Here is a 15,939-nt window from a genome sequence, read left to right on the forward strand (position 1 = left end):
GACAGCGCCCGAAGATCGCGGCGACGACATGAGACAGAGTGACCGCCCGAACCCCGCCACCGAGGCGTTCCTCGTCCACCGCAACCTGCTTTTCACCGTCGCCTACGAGATGCTCGGCTCGGCCGCCGACGCCGAGGACGTCCTGCAGGAGACCTGGCTACGGTGGGTGGGCGTCGACCTCGACACCGTGCGGGATCAGCGTGCCTACCTGGTCCGGATCACCACCCGTCAGGCGCTCGCCCGGCTGCGGACTCTCGGCCGGCGCAAGGAGTCCTACGTCGGCCCCTGGTTGCCCGAGCCGCTACTGACCACGCCCGACGTGGCCGAGGACGTCGAGCTGGCCGACAGCGTCTCGATGGCGATGCTGCTGGTGCTGGAGACGCTCGCGCCGACCGAGCGGGCGGTGTTCGTGCTGCGCGAGGTGTTCGATCTGGACTACGACGAGATCGCCGAAGCCGTCGACAAGAGCCCGGCCGCGGTCCGCCAGATCGCCCACCGGGCGCGGGCGCACGTCGCGGCGCGCCGGCCACGCGGCACCGTCTCCCCGGCCGAGACCCGGGCCGCGCTCCAGGCTTTCCAACGAGCGATCGAGACGGGCGACCTGCAACGCCTGCTCGACATTCTCGCGCCCGATGTCGTCCTGCTGACTGACGGTGGCGGAATCAAGCAGGCCGCGCTGGTGCCCATCGTGGGAGCTGACAGGGTGGCCGACCTGCTGGGCAACATCACCGACCCGACGTCGCTGCGGCCAGCGCAGGTCAATGGCTACCCGGCGCTGATCCTCCAGCTCAACGGCGAGGTCGACACCGTCGTGGCGGTGCGCATCGAGGACGGCCTCATCGCCGGGCTCTACGCCGTGCGCAATCCCGAGAAGCTGTCACACATGGAGCGGGAGATCACTGTGAGCCGCTGAGCCCGGCGACCCAGTAGCCGGACTTGTCGCGGGTTCGTCCCAGGTGGCGCTGCCGACGATCCTCTCCCAGCTGCTTTCCGGCCGCATGTCACAGATGGGCGGGCTGTCTCGTCTCGGGTTTCGAAGACAGTTTCCGGGATCGGAAAGGTGATGGTCATGCGGGTGTTCGTGGCTGGTGGGAGCGGGGTTCTGGGGCGCCGGCTGGTGCCGCAGTTGGTGGCCCGGGGTCACCAGGTGACGGCTACGACGACGAGCGCGGCCAAGGTGCGTTTGCTGGAGCAGTTGGGCGCCGAGGCGGTCGTGATGGACGGGCTGGACGCGGTGTCGGTAGGTGAGGCGGTGGCCAAGGCCCAGCCGGAGGTGATCGTGCACCAGATGACCGCGATCTCCGTGGCGCACGCCGGCAAGCCCGATATGAAGCACATGGATCAGTGGTTCGCCGGCACCAACCGGCTGCGTACCGAGGGGACGGATCACCTGCTGGCCGCCGCGGAGGCGACCGGCGTGACCAACTTCATCGCGCAGGGCTACGCCGCCTGGAACGGCATCCGTAAGGGCGGCTGGGTGAAGACCGAGCAGGACCCGGTGGACCCGATGACGGGGACGCCGGCGCAGCCTGGGATGACGGCGATCGGCCACGTCGAGGACGTGGTCGTCAAGGCCGGCGGCGCGGTCCTGCGATACGGCTGGTTCTATGGGCCGGGCGCCACCGACGACCTGGTCGAGCCCGTGCGCAAGCGGCAGTTCCCGGTGGTCGGGGGCGGCGCCGGCTACTGCTCGTGGGTGCATCTGGACGACGCGGCGAGCGCTACGGTCCTGGCTGTGGAGCAGAGGGCGAGGGGGGTGTTCAACATCGTCGACGACGAGCCGGCCCCGGCCAGCGAGTGGCTGCCCTACCTGGCCGCGTGCGCGGGAGCGAAGCGGCCGATGCGGTTCCCCACCTGGCTGGCCCGGCCGCTGGCCGGGGAGGTGGCGGTGACGATGATGACCGAGGGGCGCGGCTTCTCCAACGCCAAGGCCAAGCGGGAGTTCGGCTGGGAGCTGCGCTACCCCTCGTGGCGGCAGGGCTTCAAGGAAGAGTTGGCGTGACCCGGGCCGTGGTTCCCCGAGCCGCTGCTGTTCGCGATCGCCTACCGGATCCTGGGCACTATGAGCGAGGCCGTGCCCGTCTCGCCGTTCGCCGAGATCGGCGGCCGTCCTGACGGTGAGGGGCGGTTCCTGCCGCCTGTGGGTGAGAAGCCGGTCGCCCGTTGACGGGGGCGACCGGCGGCTGGTCGATGGGATCCGGTCACGGGGCTCGGGTCGGTGCGCCGTGACGGGATCGGCTCGATCACTCAGTGACAGCCGGGCTCATGGTGCGAATGGCCAGCTTCATCGCTGTACGTGTCGTAGTAGGGGAACTCGTTGACATAGCGCTGCCGGCCGAGCGGTGTCAGGTCCAGATAGTGGTACGTGCTCAACAAGAATTCGGGGCCGCGTCCGTACGTCGAATAGGTGTGAAAGACGGCGTCGTCCTCCCGGAAGAAGACGCTCAGGCCGTGCGCTTCGCCCGCCCCCAAGTAAGCGATTCCCTCGCGTTCCAGCGTCGCCTTGTCCTTGTAGTTGTACTCGACGGGTGCGACGGACTCGTCATTGGTGACGTGGAAGTCGTAGTTGAAGTCGGTTCCGGCCGAGGAGTACCACGGGATCGTCCACCCCATCCGCGCCCGGAACTTCTCGATCTTCGGCGACGGCGCGCGGGATACGATCACGAACGCGGTGTCACTGGCGTGCAGGTGACCCAGACGACCGATGTTGTCGACCGCGAACGAGCAGCTCGGGCAGCCCTCCTCCCAGCTCGGATCGAACATGAAGTGGTAGACGATGAGCTGGCGACGGCCCTCGAACAGATCGACCAGACGCGCGCTGCCCGCCGGTCCTTCGAACATGTACTCCTTGTCGATCCGGACCATCGGCAGTTCGCGGCGCTGCGCGGTGACCGCGTCCTGCATTCGCGTGACTTCCTTCTCCTGTGCGAGCAGCTTCAGCCGGGCCGCCAGCCATTCTTCACGGGACACCACGCGCGGGTCGGTCATGATGTTCTCCTCACAGTGAAAGGACACGTCGCGGACAAACCGTAGGAACTCGCGACCGCCGGCATCGGCCCATATCGGCGGGCCGACCAGGCGGTCACCCGCCGTACGTTGAGCTGAGTAAACGTAAACATCACGACCGCGAATTGTCACCCCTCCCCATGAGCGGGACGTGCGCAAAACCACCCCATCGGTCAACCGGATTGCCGCGTGCGCAAATCCGGCGCAATGCCGCGCGATCACGGTCGGCGATCTGAGCGGCCGGGTGGCGGGGAGGAGCAGCCGGGCGAGCCGACCGACACAGAACCTTGCGGGCCCGGCGTCTTGCATGGCCATGCATTGCTATGTATATACTTCTACTCGTGTCCAAGGTACTCACCTCCCTGCCTGTCAGCGAACGTGTCGGGATCGCCTTCTCCGGCGGCCTCGACACCTCGGTAGCGGTCGCGTGGATGCGCGAGAAGGGTGCAGTGCCGTGCACCTACACCGCCGACATCGGTCAGTACGACGAGCCCGACATCGCCTCGGTCCCCGGGCGCGCCACGCTCTACGGCGCGGAGATCGCCCGGCTCGTCGACTGTCGGGCGGCCCTCGTGGAGGAGGGGCTCGCAGCCCTGGCCTGCGGGGCGTTCCACATCCGGTCCGGTGGCCGCGTCTACTTCAACACCACCCCGCTCGGTCGGGCTGTCACGGGCACCCTGCTGGTGCGCGCGATGCTCGAGGACGACGTCCAGATCTGGGGCGACGGCTCCACCTTCAAGGGCAACGACATCGAGCGGTTCTACCGTTACGGCCTGCTCGCCAACCCCTCCCTGCGGATCTACAAGCCGTGGCTCGACGCCGACTTCGTCAGCGAGCTCGGCGGCCGCAAGGAGATGTCCGAGTGGCTGCTCGCCCACGGCCTGCCCTACCGCGACAGCACCGAGAAGGCCTACTCCACCGACGCCAACATCTGGGGCGCGACCCACGAGGCCAAGGCGCTTGAGCACCTCGACGCGGGCATCGAGATCGTCGACCCGATCATGGGCGTGCGGTTCTGGGACCCTGCCGTCGAGATCGCCACCGAGGACGTCACGATCGGCTTCGAGCAGGGGCGTCCGGTGACGATCAACGGCAAGGAGTTCGCCTCCGCCGTCGACCTGGTGCTGGAGGCCAACGCCATCGGCGGCCGGCACGGCATGGGCATGTCCGACCAGATCGAGAACCGGGTCATCGAGGCCAAGAGCCGCGGCGTCTACGAGGCGCCAGGAATGGCGTTGCTGCACGCGGCGTACGAGCGGCTGGTCAACGCGATCCACAACGAGGACACCCTCGCCAGCTACCACAACGAGGGGCGGCGACTGGGCCGGCTGATGTACGAGGGCCGCTGGCTGGACCCGCAGGCGCTGATGCTGCGCGAGTCGCTCCAGCGCTGGGTCGGGATGGCGGTCACCGGCCAGGTGACCCTGCGGCTGCGTCGCGGCGACGACTACTCCATCCTCGACACGTCCGGGCCGGCGTTCAGCTACCACCCCGACAAGCTCTCCATGGAACGGACCGAGGACTCCGCCTTCGGGCCGGTCGACCGCATCGGCCAGCTGACCATGCGCAACCTCGACATCGCCGACTCTCGCGCCAAGCTCGAGCAGTACGCCCGGCTCGGCATGGTCGGCAGCTCGCACCCGGCGTTGATCGGCGCCGCACAGGCGGCCTCGACCGGGCTGATCGGCGCGATGCCCGAGGGCGGCGCCGAGGCGATCGCCTCCCGCGGCGAGGTCCCCGAGGACGACGAGCTGCTCGATCACGCCGCGATGGAGTCCGGCACCGACTGACCAACGAGGCTGCCGACATACCCCGACGATCCGGGGTATGTCGGCGGCGCGGTGAAGCTGTCAGCCTGCCGAGCGATACCGCAGGACGGCCTCTTCGACCAGGCGCTCGGCGCACTCGCGGGTCTCCCACTCGCGTGCGTCGGCGGTCTTTCCCGGCTCCAGGTCCTTGTAGACGTCGAAGAAGTGCCCGATCTCTCCCAGGATGTAGAACGGCACGTCTTCGATGTCCTGATACTGGTCGAAGCGGGGATCGTCCGCAGGCACGCAGAGGACTTTGGCGTCCGGGCCCTGCTCGTCGCGCATCCAGAACACCGCGACCGGACGAGACCTGATCAGGCAGCCGGGGAACGTCGGCACCTCGCCCATCACCAGCGCGTCCAGCGGGTCGCCGTCCTCGGCCAGGGTGTCGGGCACGAAGCCGTAGTCGTAGGGGTAGGCGGTGGCGGTGAACAGCAGCCGGTCCAGATGGATCCGCTGCCGGGCGACGTCCATCTCGTACTTGTTCCGTGACCCCCGCGGTGTCTCCACGACGACGTCGAAGTGCATCTCGCCATCACCCCCTGCCGACCCCATACTCGCAGCGGAGATGAATAAACCCTTTCGGGTCTTCAGCCGGGCGGGTTGAGGAGGGCGGCCAGCGAGGTGGCGAGCGCGGCCGCGTCGAGAGGCTGGTCGTGGGTGAGGGCGAACAGCAGCGCGCCGTCGATGAAGATCGTGGCGGCCCGGGCGGCGTCCGGGGAGGCGTGGGCGCTGAGGATCTCGACCAGGCCGTCGAACCAGACGTGCGCCAGGGGGCGCAGTTCCGGCCGGTGGGCTGCGGCGATGTAGAGCTCGGTCTCGACCAGGGCCCGGGGGCGGTCGGCGAGGTAGTCGACGGTCAGCGAGGCCAGGGTCTTCGGGACGTCCGTGCCGGCGCGCAGGGCCTGTTCCCAGGCGTCCAGCTCCTCGGCCGACGCCTGGGCCGCGTACTCGAGAGCTGCCTCGCCCAGGTCGTCGAGGGTCTTGAAGTAGTACGTGGTCGCCCCCAGGGGGACCCCGGCACGGGCGGCGACCAGGCGATGGGTCAGGCCGCCGACGCCCACCTCGGCTATCAGGCGGCAGGCGGCGTCGACGATGCTGCGGCGTCGTCCTTCTGGGTCGCGCCGGCCGCTCAATGGGCACCGCCGAGGTTGAGCACCACCACACCCGCGATGACCAGGGCCACGCCGACGGCCTTCGTCACGGTGATCGACTCGCCGAGGAACAGGGCTCCGATCACGACGATCAGGGTGGTGCCGAGGCCGGACCACACGGCGTACCCGACGCCGACCTTCAGCCCCTGCTGGATCGCCAGCGCCAGCGCGAAGAAGGCGCCGGCGTAGGCCGCCAGGCAGGCCATCGTCGGCCACAGCCGGGTGAACCCGTCGGTGCTCTTGAGCAGGCTGGTGCCCAGCACCTCGGCCACGATGGCGAGGCCGAGTAACACGTACGGCATGAGTCGACCCCTTCGGTAGTACTGATGTACATGTACAAATGTACATAATCTTGCTCGACATCCGGCGTGGGCAGGAGGTTCGCGACACGCGTCCCGGCCGGCGGCGCCCCTACGGGGTTGGCTCCTGGCCTCTTTCCGGGTGGATGGCGTCGGTGTGCTCGGTGTGCGCGATAGCCAGGTCGAGGAGCATCCGTACGTGCGCGTCGTTGAGCCGGTAGTAAGCCATCCGCCCGTCGCGACGGACCGAGACCACCCGATGCGCGCGCAGCAGCCGCAGCGCGTGCGAGGTCGCCGACTCGCTCAGCCCGCTGACCACCGCCAGGTCGCACACGCACAGCTCGCCCTCGAGCAGCGCCATCAGCACGCGGAGCCGGCCCGGGTCGGACAGCAGCCCGAACACGTCCGCGGTGTCGACCACATCGGTTTCGGCGGGCATGCGCGTGCGCACTGCCGCGACCCGCTCGGCGTTCACCACTCGGACCGCGCATCCGTCGATCGACGCCACCTGGCTATCTGAAGAACTCTTCACATTTGGAGCATAAGTGGATCAATACGGTCACCGTCAAGCAGGAGGGGATGCGCACGGCGTCAGTCCTCGGCCGCTTCGCAGGCGGGACGCGGGCTCGGCGGGCCGTCAGCCGGGCGGGTGACACCCAGCATCGCCTGGACGGACAGGCTGCGGCACTGGTGGCAGGACGGCTCGCTCCACGGCGGCATGGCGGGGACGCCGCCGCGGAGCCAGACGACGACGTTGCCGCCGTCGTGCGCCTCGTAGGCGTCCTGCCAGGTCTCGCGGCAGCAGAGGCACCGGAACACCCACGTCTCGGTGAAGATGTGCATCTCGCGCATGGGACTTCGCTCCTGGATCCATGACGTGATCAACAGATCGCAGAAGGCGTGGCCGGACAGCTCCGTTCACGGGCGGTTACGCCCAAGTGACCAGGATGGCCGAGCGAGTTGACGCACTCGGCCAGGCACCGGCTCGACGCCGGGTCGTCCTAGATGCGGCAGACGCAGAGACGGCTGAGCAGCGGCGTTCCGGCGGGGACGGCGGCCAGAACACCCGCGCGCCGACGCGCGGGAAGCGGGCAGGCCGCCACCAGCCAGAGCAGCACGAGCAGGCACCCGACCAGCCCGCTCCTCCCGGCCAGCGGCTTGGAGGGACGGGCGCCGAGGTTCCGGCAGGCGTGACTGGTGCCGGGTGCGAGCGGGTGACTGTGCCCCGCCGGCAGCGCCGAGCACCTGCTCGCGGCCGCCTCCGGCACAAGGGCGAGGGGCAGGACGTTCGGCTGCGACGCCACATGGACGGCGACCGCGCCGCCCGCCGAGGGGCTTCCGCCACGCCAGTCGGGAGCCCACAGCCCGAAGTGAATCGTGATCAGTGCGAACAGGGCCAGCAACGCCCCCGGAACCCGGCGATGAAGTGCCAGGCTGCCGACCTGCGAGCCCACGATCACATATTCACGTTACATCACGTTGAGTAAAGAGAGGTGACTCACCGTATAACTCGGTCCATGGGCTCGGCGCGTCAGGGGCCGGGCCCGTGCCTGGTGCTGTCACGGGCCCGTCCGGTGTCACTTGCGCCTGGAAATGGCGACTCCGACCAGGCAGAGGGCGCCTCCGGCGAAGGTGAGCCAGCCGGGAATCTCGCCGAGCAGCGCCCACGACATCAGCACCACCAGCACGGGGACGAGGTACGTGGTGGCGCCCATGTTGCCCGCCGTCGTCCTGGCCAGGGCGTAGGCCCAGGTGGTGAAGGCCAGCGCGGTGGGGAAGACCCCGAGGAAGACGACGTTCAGCGTCGCCGCCGGCGGCGCCTGGGCCACCTGGCTCACCAGTTGCCCGGCGAACGGCAGGCAGGCGATCGCCCCGATCGCGCAGCCGAAGGTCGTCACCTGCAACGCGGAAGCGTGCCGCAGCGCGGGCTTCTGGGCCAGGATCGCCACCGCCCAGGACAGGGCCGCCAGCACGCAGAGGGCCACGCCCAGGATCGAGGAGGCGCCGCCCCCGGACTTGGAGATCCCCACGACCACCGCGCCGGCGAACGAGACGGCCATGCCGGCCAGCAGCTTGCGCGGGAATCCCTCGTGCAGGAACCAGCCGGCCAGCAACGCGATCAACAGCGGCCCGATGTTGACGATCATCGCGGCGGTGCCCGCTTCGACCTCCTGCTCGCCCCAGTTGAGAGCGACCATGTAGACGCCGAACCACAACACTCCCGACACGACGATCCCGGGCCACGCCTTACGCGCGGGCCAGCCCTCGCCTCGCGCGACGAGGATGACACCGAGCGTCAGCGCGCCGACCAGCAGCCGCCCCAGAGCCAGCGCGCCGGGAGAGTAGAACTCCACGGCGCTGCGGATGGCCACGAAGGCCGACGCCCACAGCACGACCGTCACGCCGGCGGCGGCGAGCGCCCGCCTGTCCATCCGCGACTCCACGACCTGTTGCATGGAGCTGACGGTATCGCGTTGATATTTCGTGCTTCATCGAACCATCGCCGCCTTTGCTAGGCGAGCCGTACGGTGATCGTCTTCGAGCTGCCGCCCCGGGTCCGCGAGCCTGCCGAAGACGAGGGTGAGCTTCGCGCCGGTACCGGCGCCCACCAGGAGCGGGTGCCCGCGCTATCACGCCCCACGCCCGCGCGTGCTGCCGACCGCGACGAACCTGTTCGCGCCGACGGCCGGCGCGCCGGCCGAGCCCGTCAGCGCGGGGGACGCAACGTGTGGAGGTGGGTGGTCAGGACGCGGGCGTAGGCGGTGAGGAGGGTGGGGAGCTCGTCCGCCTGCTTCCACAGGGCTTCGATGAGGTCGTCGTAGCGCACGGTGTCGTCCGGCGGCTCGTCCTCCAGCTGGTCGTTGAGCATGATGGCGCGGGCCTTCGCGGCCAGGGCGGTGTCGACCGCCTCGGACGCCTCCCTGACGGCGGCGACGACCGACGGGGGCGCGCCGACGGCGGTCAGGGCGCGGAGCAGGTCGTCGGTCTGCGGGAGTGCCGGCATGCTGTGCTCCCGCCACATCGGGCCCCACAGGCGTCGGCGGCGGGCCTCCGGGGTTCCGTCCTCGACCAGGGCGTAGCCGCCTCCGGGGGCGGGGCGGGTGGTCAGGCCGATGTCGGCGGCGTGCTCCCGCGCCCCCGTGGGAGGCAGGCCGTCCTGGCGCATCCGGTCCTCCTCCATGCGCAGCGCCAGTTCGGCGAGGCGGCGATCGTGGTCGGGGACGGGCGGAAGGCAGGCGAGGACGTCGGGTTCCATGCACGAGGACGGGTCGGCCGCCGCGGCCCGGCCCCGGCTCAGCGGCGTTCCGGTGAGGACGGCCTCCACCGCGCAGACCGCCACGTCGGCCCACCACGCGACGAACGCCCTGGCCGTCGTCTCGTGCTGGTCGACGAGCCGTTCGGCGAGCAGGACCCGCTGGGTGGTGAGCGAGGCCAGCGGGTCGAGCCGCAGCCCCTCGGGCGTGCCGCCCTGCGTCGCGCGGTTGCGCTGCTCGGCCGCCGCCAGCTCGCGGTAGTTCTGCGCGGCGTCGGCCTGCGCGGCCAGGGCCTGCTCCGCGGTGTCGGCCAGCGCGCGCAGGAACCGGTCGAGGTGATCGCCGGTCAGCGGCTGCCGGGCAGCGGTGGAGTTGTCTGTCGCCATTGCGCCGTCTCCTCGACTGAACTCTGGTCTGGGGACTTTGCCGAGCGCCGTGCCGTGCACGCCCGCCCGGCAGCGACTGATCGCAAGGGGGAGATTACTCCCGCGGCAAACCGCTGAAAGCGGGAACGCGGAGGTCTGGGAATATCGCACACGTCCGCATGGGGATTAGACGGCGCGAGGACGGGGAATCAGCCGCATGGCGACCACCGGTCCGACAGGACGCCGATCAATACCGAAACGACACGACAAATCGCGCCATCCCTGCATCAAGCCTGAAAAATCGCGAAACGACCTCCTCGCAGTCGGCAATATGCCGAAATCCCCACAGAAGCGGCGCTTCACCTCGGGTGACGGGAAAAGTGCCAGCGGGTAGCCCGGATCCGGGTGGCGGGGCGATGTCGCGCGAGTACAGTGGCGGCGTGACGAACAAGCCTGTCGATTACCCCCGCTTCGACCCGCAGGCCATCCTCCAAGCACTCCCGAAAGAACGGCGACCGCTTTTTCTCGCCGAGTACGAAGAGGCCGTTGAGGCCGCACGCAAGCCTGACCAGTTTTATCGCCTATATCACCTTTTGAACCGCTGGTGGCTGGATTCGATAACGCCTGTTGAAAGCGAGTTCGGCCGCCATCAGAAGGAAGGCGTGGCCGAACCGGTTGCGGTTGACGGCCGCTTTCCCCGCTGTGACGAGCAGTCCGGCCGCTGAGCGGCTCAGGCCAGGTAGATCGGGCGCTATCCGGGCAGCCGCCAGCCCGCCGTCCACATTCGGGCGCCGGAGCGGCGGTCGAGCCGCCGCAGGAACGACAGCACCCCCGACGCGCCCGTGCTCCACGTGAAACCGGCCTCAGTGAGGTCGTTCCCGGGGAAGAGGGGCGCGGAGGGCGTTCCGCCGCTGCGTATCAGCATGAGTTCGGCGACCTCCTCGGCGCCGCGCCAGTGGACGTCGTCCCCCGTCATCATGCCCAGGTCTATCAACGCCTCGCCGATGCCCGCCAGCCCGCAGCACTGCGAGACCACCCACGCCTGCGGGGCGATGGCCAGGCCGGCGCGGGCGCCGCGCTCCGCCAGGTTCAGGTAGCGCTCGTCGCCGTAAGCCCGCGCGGCATGGGCGAACGCGCTCACCATGCCGGACAGTCCCTGGCACCAGGACGCGCCCATCGGCCGGGCGTCGGGCCCCGCCAGGTCACTGATCATGGTTTCGGCTTCGGTGGCGAGCGACTCGAAGCGCTCCCTGGCCGCCTGTCCCGCCTCCTGGTCGCCGGTGACCTCGTGGTAGGAGAGCAGGAAGTCCGCGCAGCCCGACGCGCCGTGGGCGTAGCCCGCCTCGACGGACACGCCGGAGCCGGGCTGGGCGGGCGCCACCGCGTCCTCGGAGTCGGTGACGTCCCCGGCGACGAGCAGTCTGGCGCACTCGGCGGCCATCTGGAGATGGCGCGGGTCCTGTTCCAGGGCCGCCAGCGCCAGGTGCCCCGAGCCGATCCCGGCGACTCCGTGCGCCTGGTCGGCGCGCTGCCGGCCGTCCAGGGTGATCGGCTGCTGGGCCTCCAGTTCCGGGACGGCGGTCAGCCTGGCGGCGGCGAGGAAGAGCGCCGTGCCCGTGCGGCCGAAGTAGAGCGCGGGGGGCAGTTTGGTGGGCGGCATGACCCGGGCGGTCCAGCGCGCGAGGTCGGCGGCGACCGCCTTGGCCTCGGGGTGGTGCAGCAACTCCATGCCCACCCCGGCCGAGCCGCCGTAGACGTTGGTCACGGGCGGGCTCGATCGGCGGGCGTCGGCGGGGCCGTCCATCAGGCCCTCGGCGAAGCGGACGCACTGGCGGGTGGTGTGGTCGAGGACGCGGGAGAGCAGGTCACCGGTGAACCGCACGCCGGACGGGGCCGGCGACGGACGGCCCTGCCGCCCGGTTCGGATGTCGGCGACGGCGTCGGCGCGTTCCTCGGGGTCCAGGCTGAGCAGGCGCGGCAGCAGGCCCCGGATGCCCGTGGTGACGCCGGGAAACCTCCGTGCCAGGCAGAGCAGCGTGAGCTCGAGGTTGCGGAAGGGGTCCGGGTCGATCATGATCGGGTTCATCCCGGCGACCGCGAAGAACAGGGTGGCGCCCAGCGAGAAGTAGTCGTCGGCGGGCTCCGAGGGCCGTCCCGTCTGCTGGTCGGGGACACTGTAACCGCGGGTCCAGCCGGGCAGTTGCAGGCCGTCGTACCTGCTGTTGCCGAAGTCGATGAGGGTACAGCGGCCGTCCTCGCCGAGCACGACGTTCTTGGGCGACAGGTCCCGCACGACGACGCCGCGCGCGTGCACGGCGTCCAGCACGTCCAGGACGCCGTTCGCGAGGGTGGCGAGGTTCCGCTCGGCTCCCCCGTCGGTGAACAGGCCCTGCTCGCCGACGTACCTGTTGAGGTCGAGGCTTCCGGCGTCGGTCATGACGAGGAACTCGTCCTCGCCGTGCCTGAAGTGGTCGACCGGGACGGGGACGCCCTCGACGCCGTCGAGCGCGCGCAGGATGCGCAGCTCGTTGCGGAGATACATGCGCAGGTCCCAGCCCTCGGCCTGCTCGCCCACGTACGCGCGGGCCTCCTTGACCACCACCTGCCTGCCGGTGGCGTCGGTGCCCCGGTAGACGTTGCCGCGCGGGCCGCGCACGACACCGGACGTCACCCGATAGCGGTTGCCGATCAGCCGTGCGGGCGGCTCCTCCCCCGACGCCGTCCCCGTCTCCGTCTGGACGGGCGTCGGGGCGGCGGGGCGGAAGGGGTCCTCGGCCCAGGGCGGGCAGGTGTACTCGGGGCCCGCCGCGCCGGGCAGGTGCTCCCCGTCGGGGCCGATCAGGACGAGTTCGAAGTCGCCGTTGTCGTCGACGCGGTACTGGGGGGCGAAGGGGGCGTACCTGTAGTAGACGGGCGCGTCATGGCGCACTCGGCGGTCGCTGACGATCCGCGGCGCGGCCAGCCCCTTCAGCGCGTCGGCCAGCGCGTGGCCGAGCTGGACGATGGCGTCCTGCGGCGGGTAGACGGTGATGGCCTTGCCCACGGCTCCCGCGTCGAGGTCGCCCGAGTTGAGCTCGGCGAGCATCTTGGGCGAACTGGCCACCTTGAAGTCGCAGGTGGCGGCGGCCAGCAACGGCAGGACGCGGTCGAGGGTGTCCGCCAGCGTTCCCGGACGGGCGGAGACGTGCAGTTTCCAGCCTTGGTTGGGGATTTCGAAACGCGGATCGTGAACGCTGATCCAGGTGTCGTCCTCGTAGATTTCCCTACTATTCGACTCGGCAAATCGGGTAAGACTGTCGAGCACATTCACGTCCAACGAAAACGACCCCTCTGACCCGGACGAACAGGCGTTTCAAGAAAAGGCCACCGGAACGCGCACCGATGGCCTTTCCGCCGCGCGCATCACGCGCGCGTCAGCGAGAGTCAGACGATGGAGGGGCAGCAGGGGAAGCTGCTGCAGACAGTGCGCTTGCAGGTGTTGACGCAGGCCTGCGGGCCGTGGAGCAGCGCGGACAGTTCACCTTCGAAGTCGACGACGAGGTCCTCGAACTCGAGCACACCGGCGTCACGGGGCTCCAGCGCAAGCACGGACATGAGGGCTCCTTCCTGGACCGTCTGTGGACGGCCGCACGGGGGGACTTGAGCCTGGGACAGCGCTGATAAGCGCCGTTACCCGCGCCCTGACCACGACGAGAATGCCTTGTCGTGGTTCAAACGGTCGCATTATGTGCATATCGCCTTCACCGTGTCCATAGGCGATCTGTGACCTGTCGGCGCCCACCGAAGTAGCCGCCAGGAACGCTGACAAATCCGTTTACATCGTCCTTTACAGGAAAACATCGGTCGCTTAGATTGGCTGGGTGATCCGGCCCATCCCGCCCCCCACATGAGGCTTTGGCCGAAGCGGCCCCCGAGCGTTCCGGCGGACAGTTCAGGGCTGGCCGTCGCGTACTGGCAGAGTCACGACGAGGAACTCCTGACGGCGAGCCTTGGCAGGATCGCCCGTCGGCTGCCGTACCTGGTGGCGTCCGCGCTGCGGATGGCGTGGCAGGCCGGGCCGCGCGACACCGTGATCGCCCTGGCTGGCAACCTCGCCGCCGGCGTCTTCACCGTCTACGGACTGGTGGCCACCTCCGACGTGCTCGCCTCGCTGTTCGACGCCGGCCCCACCCCGGAACGCGTACGGGCCGCGCTGCCGTCCCTGGCGCTCGTCGCGGGAGCCGCCGGGCTGCGCGGCGCGCTGCTGACCGCCGCCGGCTGGGCTCAGGCACGGCTGAAGCCGCAGGTCGAACGGCTGGCCGAAACGCGGCTGTTCGAGCTGACCACCCGGGTGGAGCTGGCGGCGTTCGACGACGACGAGTTCCACAACGCGATGCGGCGGGCCCGCGACAACGGCGTGCCCGACACCGCCACCGTGGTCGAGTCCACCATCGCCGTGCTCACCGGGACCGTCGGCGTGCTCGCCTCCGCGGTGGCGCTCGGCGTCCTGCACCCGGTGCTCATGCCGTTGCTGCTGGTCACGGCGGTGCCCGCGGGCTGGGCCGCGGTGCGTACCGCGCGGCTCGGCTACCAGGCCTTCTACCGGCTGTCGGCCGCGCGGCGGCGCAAGTTCATGCTGTCGGACCTGATGGCGGAGCGGCTGCCCGCCGCCGAGGTGCGGGCGTTCGCGCTGCGCGACTTCCTGCTCGGCCAGTACGGCAAGGTCGCCGACCTGGAGCAGGACGTCCAGCTCGACGTCGCGCGCCGCAAGACCGTCACCAAGGCGACCGGCGACCTGCTGACCGGCGTGGCCACCGTCGCCGTCTACGTCGCGCTCGGCGCGCTGCTCGCGGTCGGCGTCGTCCCGCTCGCGGTGGCGGGAGCCGCCGTGCTGGCCATCAGAGCCGGGCAGACGTCGCTCACCGCGCTGGTGCAGACCATGAACCGGCTGTACGAGGCCGGACTCTACTTCGGCGACTACCTGGCCTTCCAGGAGCTGGCCGCGACGCGGGTCCAGCCGACCGCCGGCAAGGCCGTGACCGCCTTCGCCCGCCTGTCCGCCGACGAGGTGACCTTCACCTACCCGGGGGCGAGCCGTCCGGCGCTGAACGGCGTCAGCGTCACCGTGAACCGGGGGGAGGTGATCGCGCTGGTCGGCGAGAACGGGTCGGGCAAGACCACGCTCGCCAAGCTGCTCGCCGGCCTGTACCGGCCGCAGTCGGGGACGATCCGCTGGGACGGCGCCGACCTCGCCGACCTGGACCTGCGCAGGCTCGTCTCAGTGATCGCGCAGGACCACACCCGGTGGCCGCTCACCGTCCGCGAGAACATCCTCATGGGACGCCCCCTCGACGAGGAGCGGCTGGCCGACGCGGCGGCCGCCGCCGGAGCCGTCGAGGTGGTCGCCGAGCTTTCCCAGGGGTACGACTCGCTGCTCGACCGGCGCTTCCGCGGCGGGCACGACCTGTCGGGCGGGCAGTGGCAGCGCATCGCCGTGGCGCGCGGGTTCTACCGCGACGCGGCGCTGGTCATCTTCGACGAGCCCACCTCGGCCCTGGACGCGCGGGCCGAGCACGCGCTGTTCGAGCGCATCCGCCGGCACGCCGACGGCCGGTCGATCGTCCTCATCACGCACCGGCTGGCCAGTGTCCGGCTCGCCGACCGCATCTACGTCCTGGACCACGGCCGGGTCGCCGAGCAGGGCACGCACGCCGAGCTCATGGAGCGCGACGGCCTCTACGCCGACCTCTACAGCCTCCAGGCGTCGGCCTACCGGGAGGCGGTCACGTGACCGCGCTCCTTCCGGAAGACGGCCCTGTGCCCCTGCCGACGCCGGCCGGCCGGGAGGAGGTCCTGTGGTGGTGACGGCGTCGGCGTACGTGGCGCTGGTGGCGGTGCTGGGGTTCGCGGCGGTGAGCAAGGCGCGTGACCTGCGCGCGTTCGCCGGCGACATCACGGGTTACGGTCTGCTGCCCGACATCGTCCTCGCCCCAGCCCCCATGCAGGCGGGGTGCGGCGAGGACTTCAATGACGTCATGCAGAGAATGACTGGATTACTGGTTGGCGCGGTCTTC

17 protein-coding genes are annotated in these 15,939 nt (G+C 70.1%); 6 read left to right on the forward strand and 11 right to left on the reverse strand.

Annotated elements, in window-relative coordinates; all coding sequences use genetic code 11:
- Positions 1-28: 28 nt before the first annotated feature.
- Both ABZ297_RS25595 and ABZ297_RS25600 read left to right on the forward strand, forming a co-directional pair.
- Positions 29-913 (forward strand): RNA polymerase sigma-70 factor, encoded by an 885-nt coding sequence (locus ABZ297_RS25595; protein ID WP_355350777.1) that lies wholly within the window; start codon positions 29-31, stop codon positions 911-913.
- 156 nt (positions 914-1,069) lie between these two features.
- A complete protein-coding gene (locus ABZ297_RS25600; RefSeq protein ID WP_355350779.1) occupies positions 1,070-2,002 on the forward strand; it encodes an NAD(P)-dependent oxidoreductase in 933 nt (310 codons plus the stop codon).
- 245 nt (positions 2,003-2,247) lie between these two features.
- On the opposite strand, the gene ABZ297_RS25605 is transcribed toward ABZ297_RS25600, so the two are convergent.
- Positions 2,248-2,988 (reverse strand): DUF899 domain-containing protein, encoded by a 741-nt coding sequence (locus tag ABZ297_RS25605; protein WP_355350781.1) that lies wholly within the window; start codon positions 2,986-2,988, stop codon positions 2,248-2,250.
- 359 nt (positions 2,989-3,347) lie between these two features.
- On the opposite strand from ABZ297_RS25605, the gene argG reads away from it, so the two are divergent.
- On the forward strand, positions 3,348-4,796 hold the full coding sequence (gene argG, locus ABZ297_RS25610; protein ID WP_355350783.1) for an argininosuccinate synthase: 1,449 nt from the start codon (positions 3,348-3,350) through the stop codon (positions 4,794-4,796).
- A 60-nt stretch (positions 4,797-4,856) separates the two neighbouring features.
- Here the strand turns inward: argG and ABZ297_RS25615 are convergent, their stop codons facing one another.
- From ABZ297_RS25615 to ABZ297_RS25650, 8 genes are all read right to left on the reverse strand, one after another.
- Entirely contained in the window at positions 4,857-5,342 is a 486-nt protein-coding gene (locus ABZ297_RS25615) for an inorganic diphosphatase (protein ID WP_355350785.1), read from the reverse strand.
- Positions 5,343-5,404: 62 nt separating this feature from the next.
- Positions 5,405-5,950 carry a TetR family transcriptional regulator gene (locus ABZ297_RS25620; RefSeq protein ID WP_355350787.1) on the reverse strand — a complete coding sequence of 182 codons (546 nt, stop codon included), beginning with the start codon at positions 5,948-5,950 and terminating at the stop codon, positions 5,405-5,407.
- A complete protein-coding gene (locus ABZ297_RS25625; RefSeq protein ID WP_355350789.1) occupies positions 5,947-6,270 on the reverse strand; it encodes a multidrug efflux SMR transporter in 324 nt (107 codons plus the stop codon). Before ABZ297_RS25625 ends, ABZ297_RS25620 begins: the two co-directional genes overlap by 4 nt.
- Before the next feature lie 109 nt (positions 6,271-6,379).
- Positions 6,380-6,799, reverse strand: a complete 420-nt coding sequence (locus ABZ297_RS25630; RefSeq protein ID WP_355350791.1) for a metalloregulator ArsR/SmtB family transcription factor — start codon at positions 6,797-6,799, stop codon at positions 6,380-6,382.
- A 59-nt stretch (positions 6,800-6,858) separates the two neighbouring features.
- Positions 6,859-7,119, reverse strand: a complete 261-nt coding sequence (locus ABZ297_RS25635) for a hypothetical protein (protein ID WP_355350793.1) — start codon at positions 7,117-7,119, stop codon at positions 6,859-6,861.
- A 149-nt stretch (positions 7,120-7,268) separates the two neighbouring features.
- Positions 7,269-7,727 (reverse strand): hypothetical protein, encoded by a 459-nt coding sequence (locus ABZ297_RS25640; protein ID WP_355350795.1) that lies wholly within the window; start codon positions 7,725-7,727, stop codon positions 7,269-7,271.
- A gap of 117 nt (positions 7,728-7,844) precedes the next feature.
- Positions 7,845-8,723: a DMT family transporter gene (locus tag ABZ297_RS25645; protein ID WP_355350797.1), complete on the reverse strand. Its 879-nt coding sequence runs from the start codon at positions 8,721-8,723 to the stop codon at positions 7,845-7,847.
- 251 nt (positions 8,724-8,974) lie between these two features.
- The gene (locus tag ABZ297_RS25650) at positions 8,975-9,907 is read right to left on the reverse strand and encodes a hypothetical protein (protein ID WP_355350799.1); all 933 of its coding nucleotides are present in this window, start codon (positions 9,905-9,907) and stop codon (positions 8,975-8,977) included.
- Positions 9,908-10,326: 419 nt separating this feature from the next.
- On the opposite strand from ABZ297_RS25650, the gene ABZ297_RS25655 reads away from it, so the two are divergent.
- Entirely contained in the window at positions 10,327-10,611 is a 285-nt protein-coding gene (locus ABZ297_RS25655) for a DUF6247 family protein (protein WP_355350801.1), read from the forward strand.
- A 26-nt stretch (positions 10,612-10,637) separates the two neighbouring features.
- Here ABZ297_RS25655 and lanL read toward each other — a convergent pair whose 3' ends face one another.
- Together lanL and ABZ297_RS25665 are read right to left on the reverse strand one after the other, a co-directional pair.
- Positions 10,638-13,190, reverse strand: coding sequence for a class IV lanthionine synthetase LanL (gene lanL / locus ABZ297_RS25660; RefSeq protein WP_355350803.1), 2,553 nt, complete (start codon positions 13,188-13,190; stop codon positions 10,638-10,640).
- A 119-nt stretch (positions 13,191-13,309) separates the two neighbouring features.
- The gene (locus ABZ297_RS25665) at positions 13,310-13,480 is read right to left on the reverse strand and encodes an SflA family class IV lanthipeptide (protein ID WP_350805042.1); all 171 of its coding nucleotides are present in this window, start codon (positions 13,478-13,480) and stop codon (positions 13,310-13,312) included.
- A gap of 292 nt (positions 13,481-13,772) precedes the next feature.
- On the opposite strand from ABZ297_RS25665, the gene ABZ297_RS25670 reads away from it, so the two are divergent.
- Both ABZ297_RS25670 and ABZ297_RS25675 read left to right on the forward strand, forming a co-directional pair.
- Positions 13,773-15,656: an ABC transporter ATP-binding protein gene (locus tag ABZ297_RS25670; RefSeq protein WP_355350806.1), complete on the forward strand. Its 1,884-nt coding sequence runs from the start codon at positions 13,773-13,775 to the stop codon at positions 15,654-15,656.
- 64 nt (positions 15,657-15,720) lie between these two features.
- Positions 15,721-15,939, forward strand: a 219-nt coding sequence (locus ABZ297_RS25675; protein ID WP_355350808.1) for a hypothetical protein, incomplete at its 3' end; no start/stop codon positions are given.

This window comes from Nonomuraea sp. NPDC005983 (assembly GCF_040614375.1).
In the GTDB taxonomy this organism is placed as follows: Bacteria; Actinomycetota; Actinomycetes; order Streptosporangiales; family Streptosporangiaceae; genus Nonomuraea.

Excerpts from the sequence above, each read along its gene's own strand:
- ABZ297_RS25595 (WP_355350777.1), top strand. The coding sequence starts at position 29 with ATGAGACAGAGTGACCGCCCGAACCCCGCCACCGAGGCGTTCCTCGTC.
- ABZ297_RS25600 (WP_355350779.1), top strand. The coding sequence starts at position 1,070 with ATGCGGGTGTTCGTGGCTGGTGGGAGCGGGGTTCTGGGGCGCCGGCTG.
- ABZ297_RS25605 (WP_355350781.1), bottom strand. The coding sequence starts at position 2,988 with ATGACCGACCCGCGCGTGGTGTCCCGTGAAGAATGGCTGGCGGCCCGG.
- ABZ297_RS25615 (WP_355350785.1), bottom strand. The coding sequence starts at position 5,342 with ATGCACTTCGACGTCGTCGTGGAGACACCGCGGGGGTCACGGAACAAG.
- ABZ297_RS25625 (WP_355350789.1), bottom strand. The coding sequence starts at position 6,270 with ATGCCGTACGTGTTACTCGGCCTCGCCATCGTGGCCGAGGTGCTGGGC.
- ABZ297_RS25635 (WP_355350793.1), bottom strand. The coding sequence starts at position 7,119 with ATGCGCGAGATGCACATCTTCACCGAGACGTGGGTGTTCCGGTGCCTC.
- ABZ297_RS25645 (WP_355350797.1), bottom strand. The coding sequence starts at position 8,723 with ATGCAACAGGTCGTGGAGTCGCGGATGGACAGGCGGGCGCTCGCCGCC.
- ABZ297_RS25650 (WP_355350799.1), bottom strand. The coding sequence starts at position 9,907 with ATGGCGACAGACAACTCCACCGCTGCCCGGCAGCCGCTGACCGGCGAT.
- ABZ297_RS25665 (WP_350805042.1), bottom strand. The coding sequence starts at position 13,480 with ATGTCCGTGCTTGCGCTGGAGCCCCGTGACGCCGGTGTGCTCGAGTTC.
- ABZ297_RS25670 (WP_355350806.1), top strand. The coding sequence starts at position 13,773 with ATGAGGCTTTGGCCGAAGCGGCCCCCGAGCGTTCCGGCGGACAGTTCA.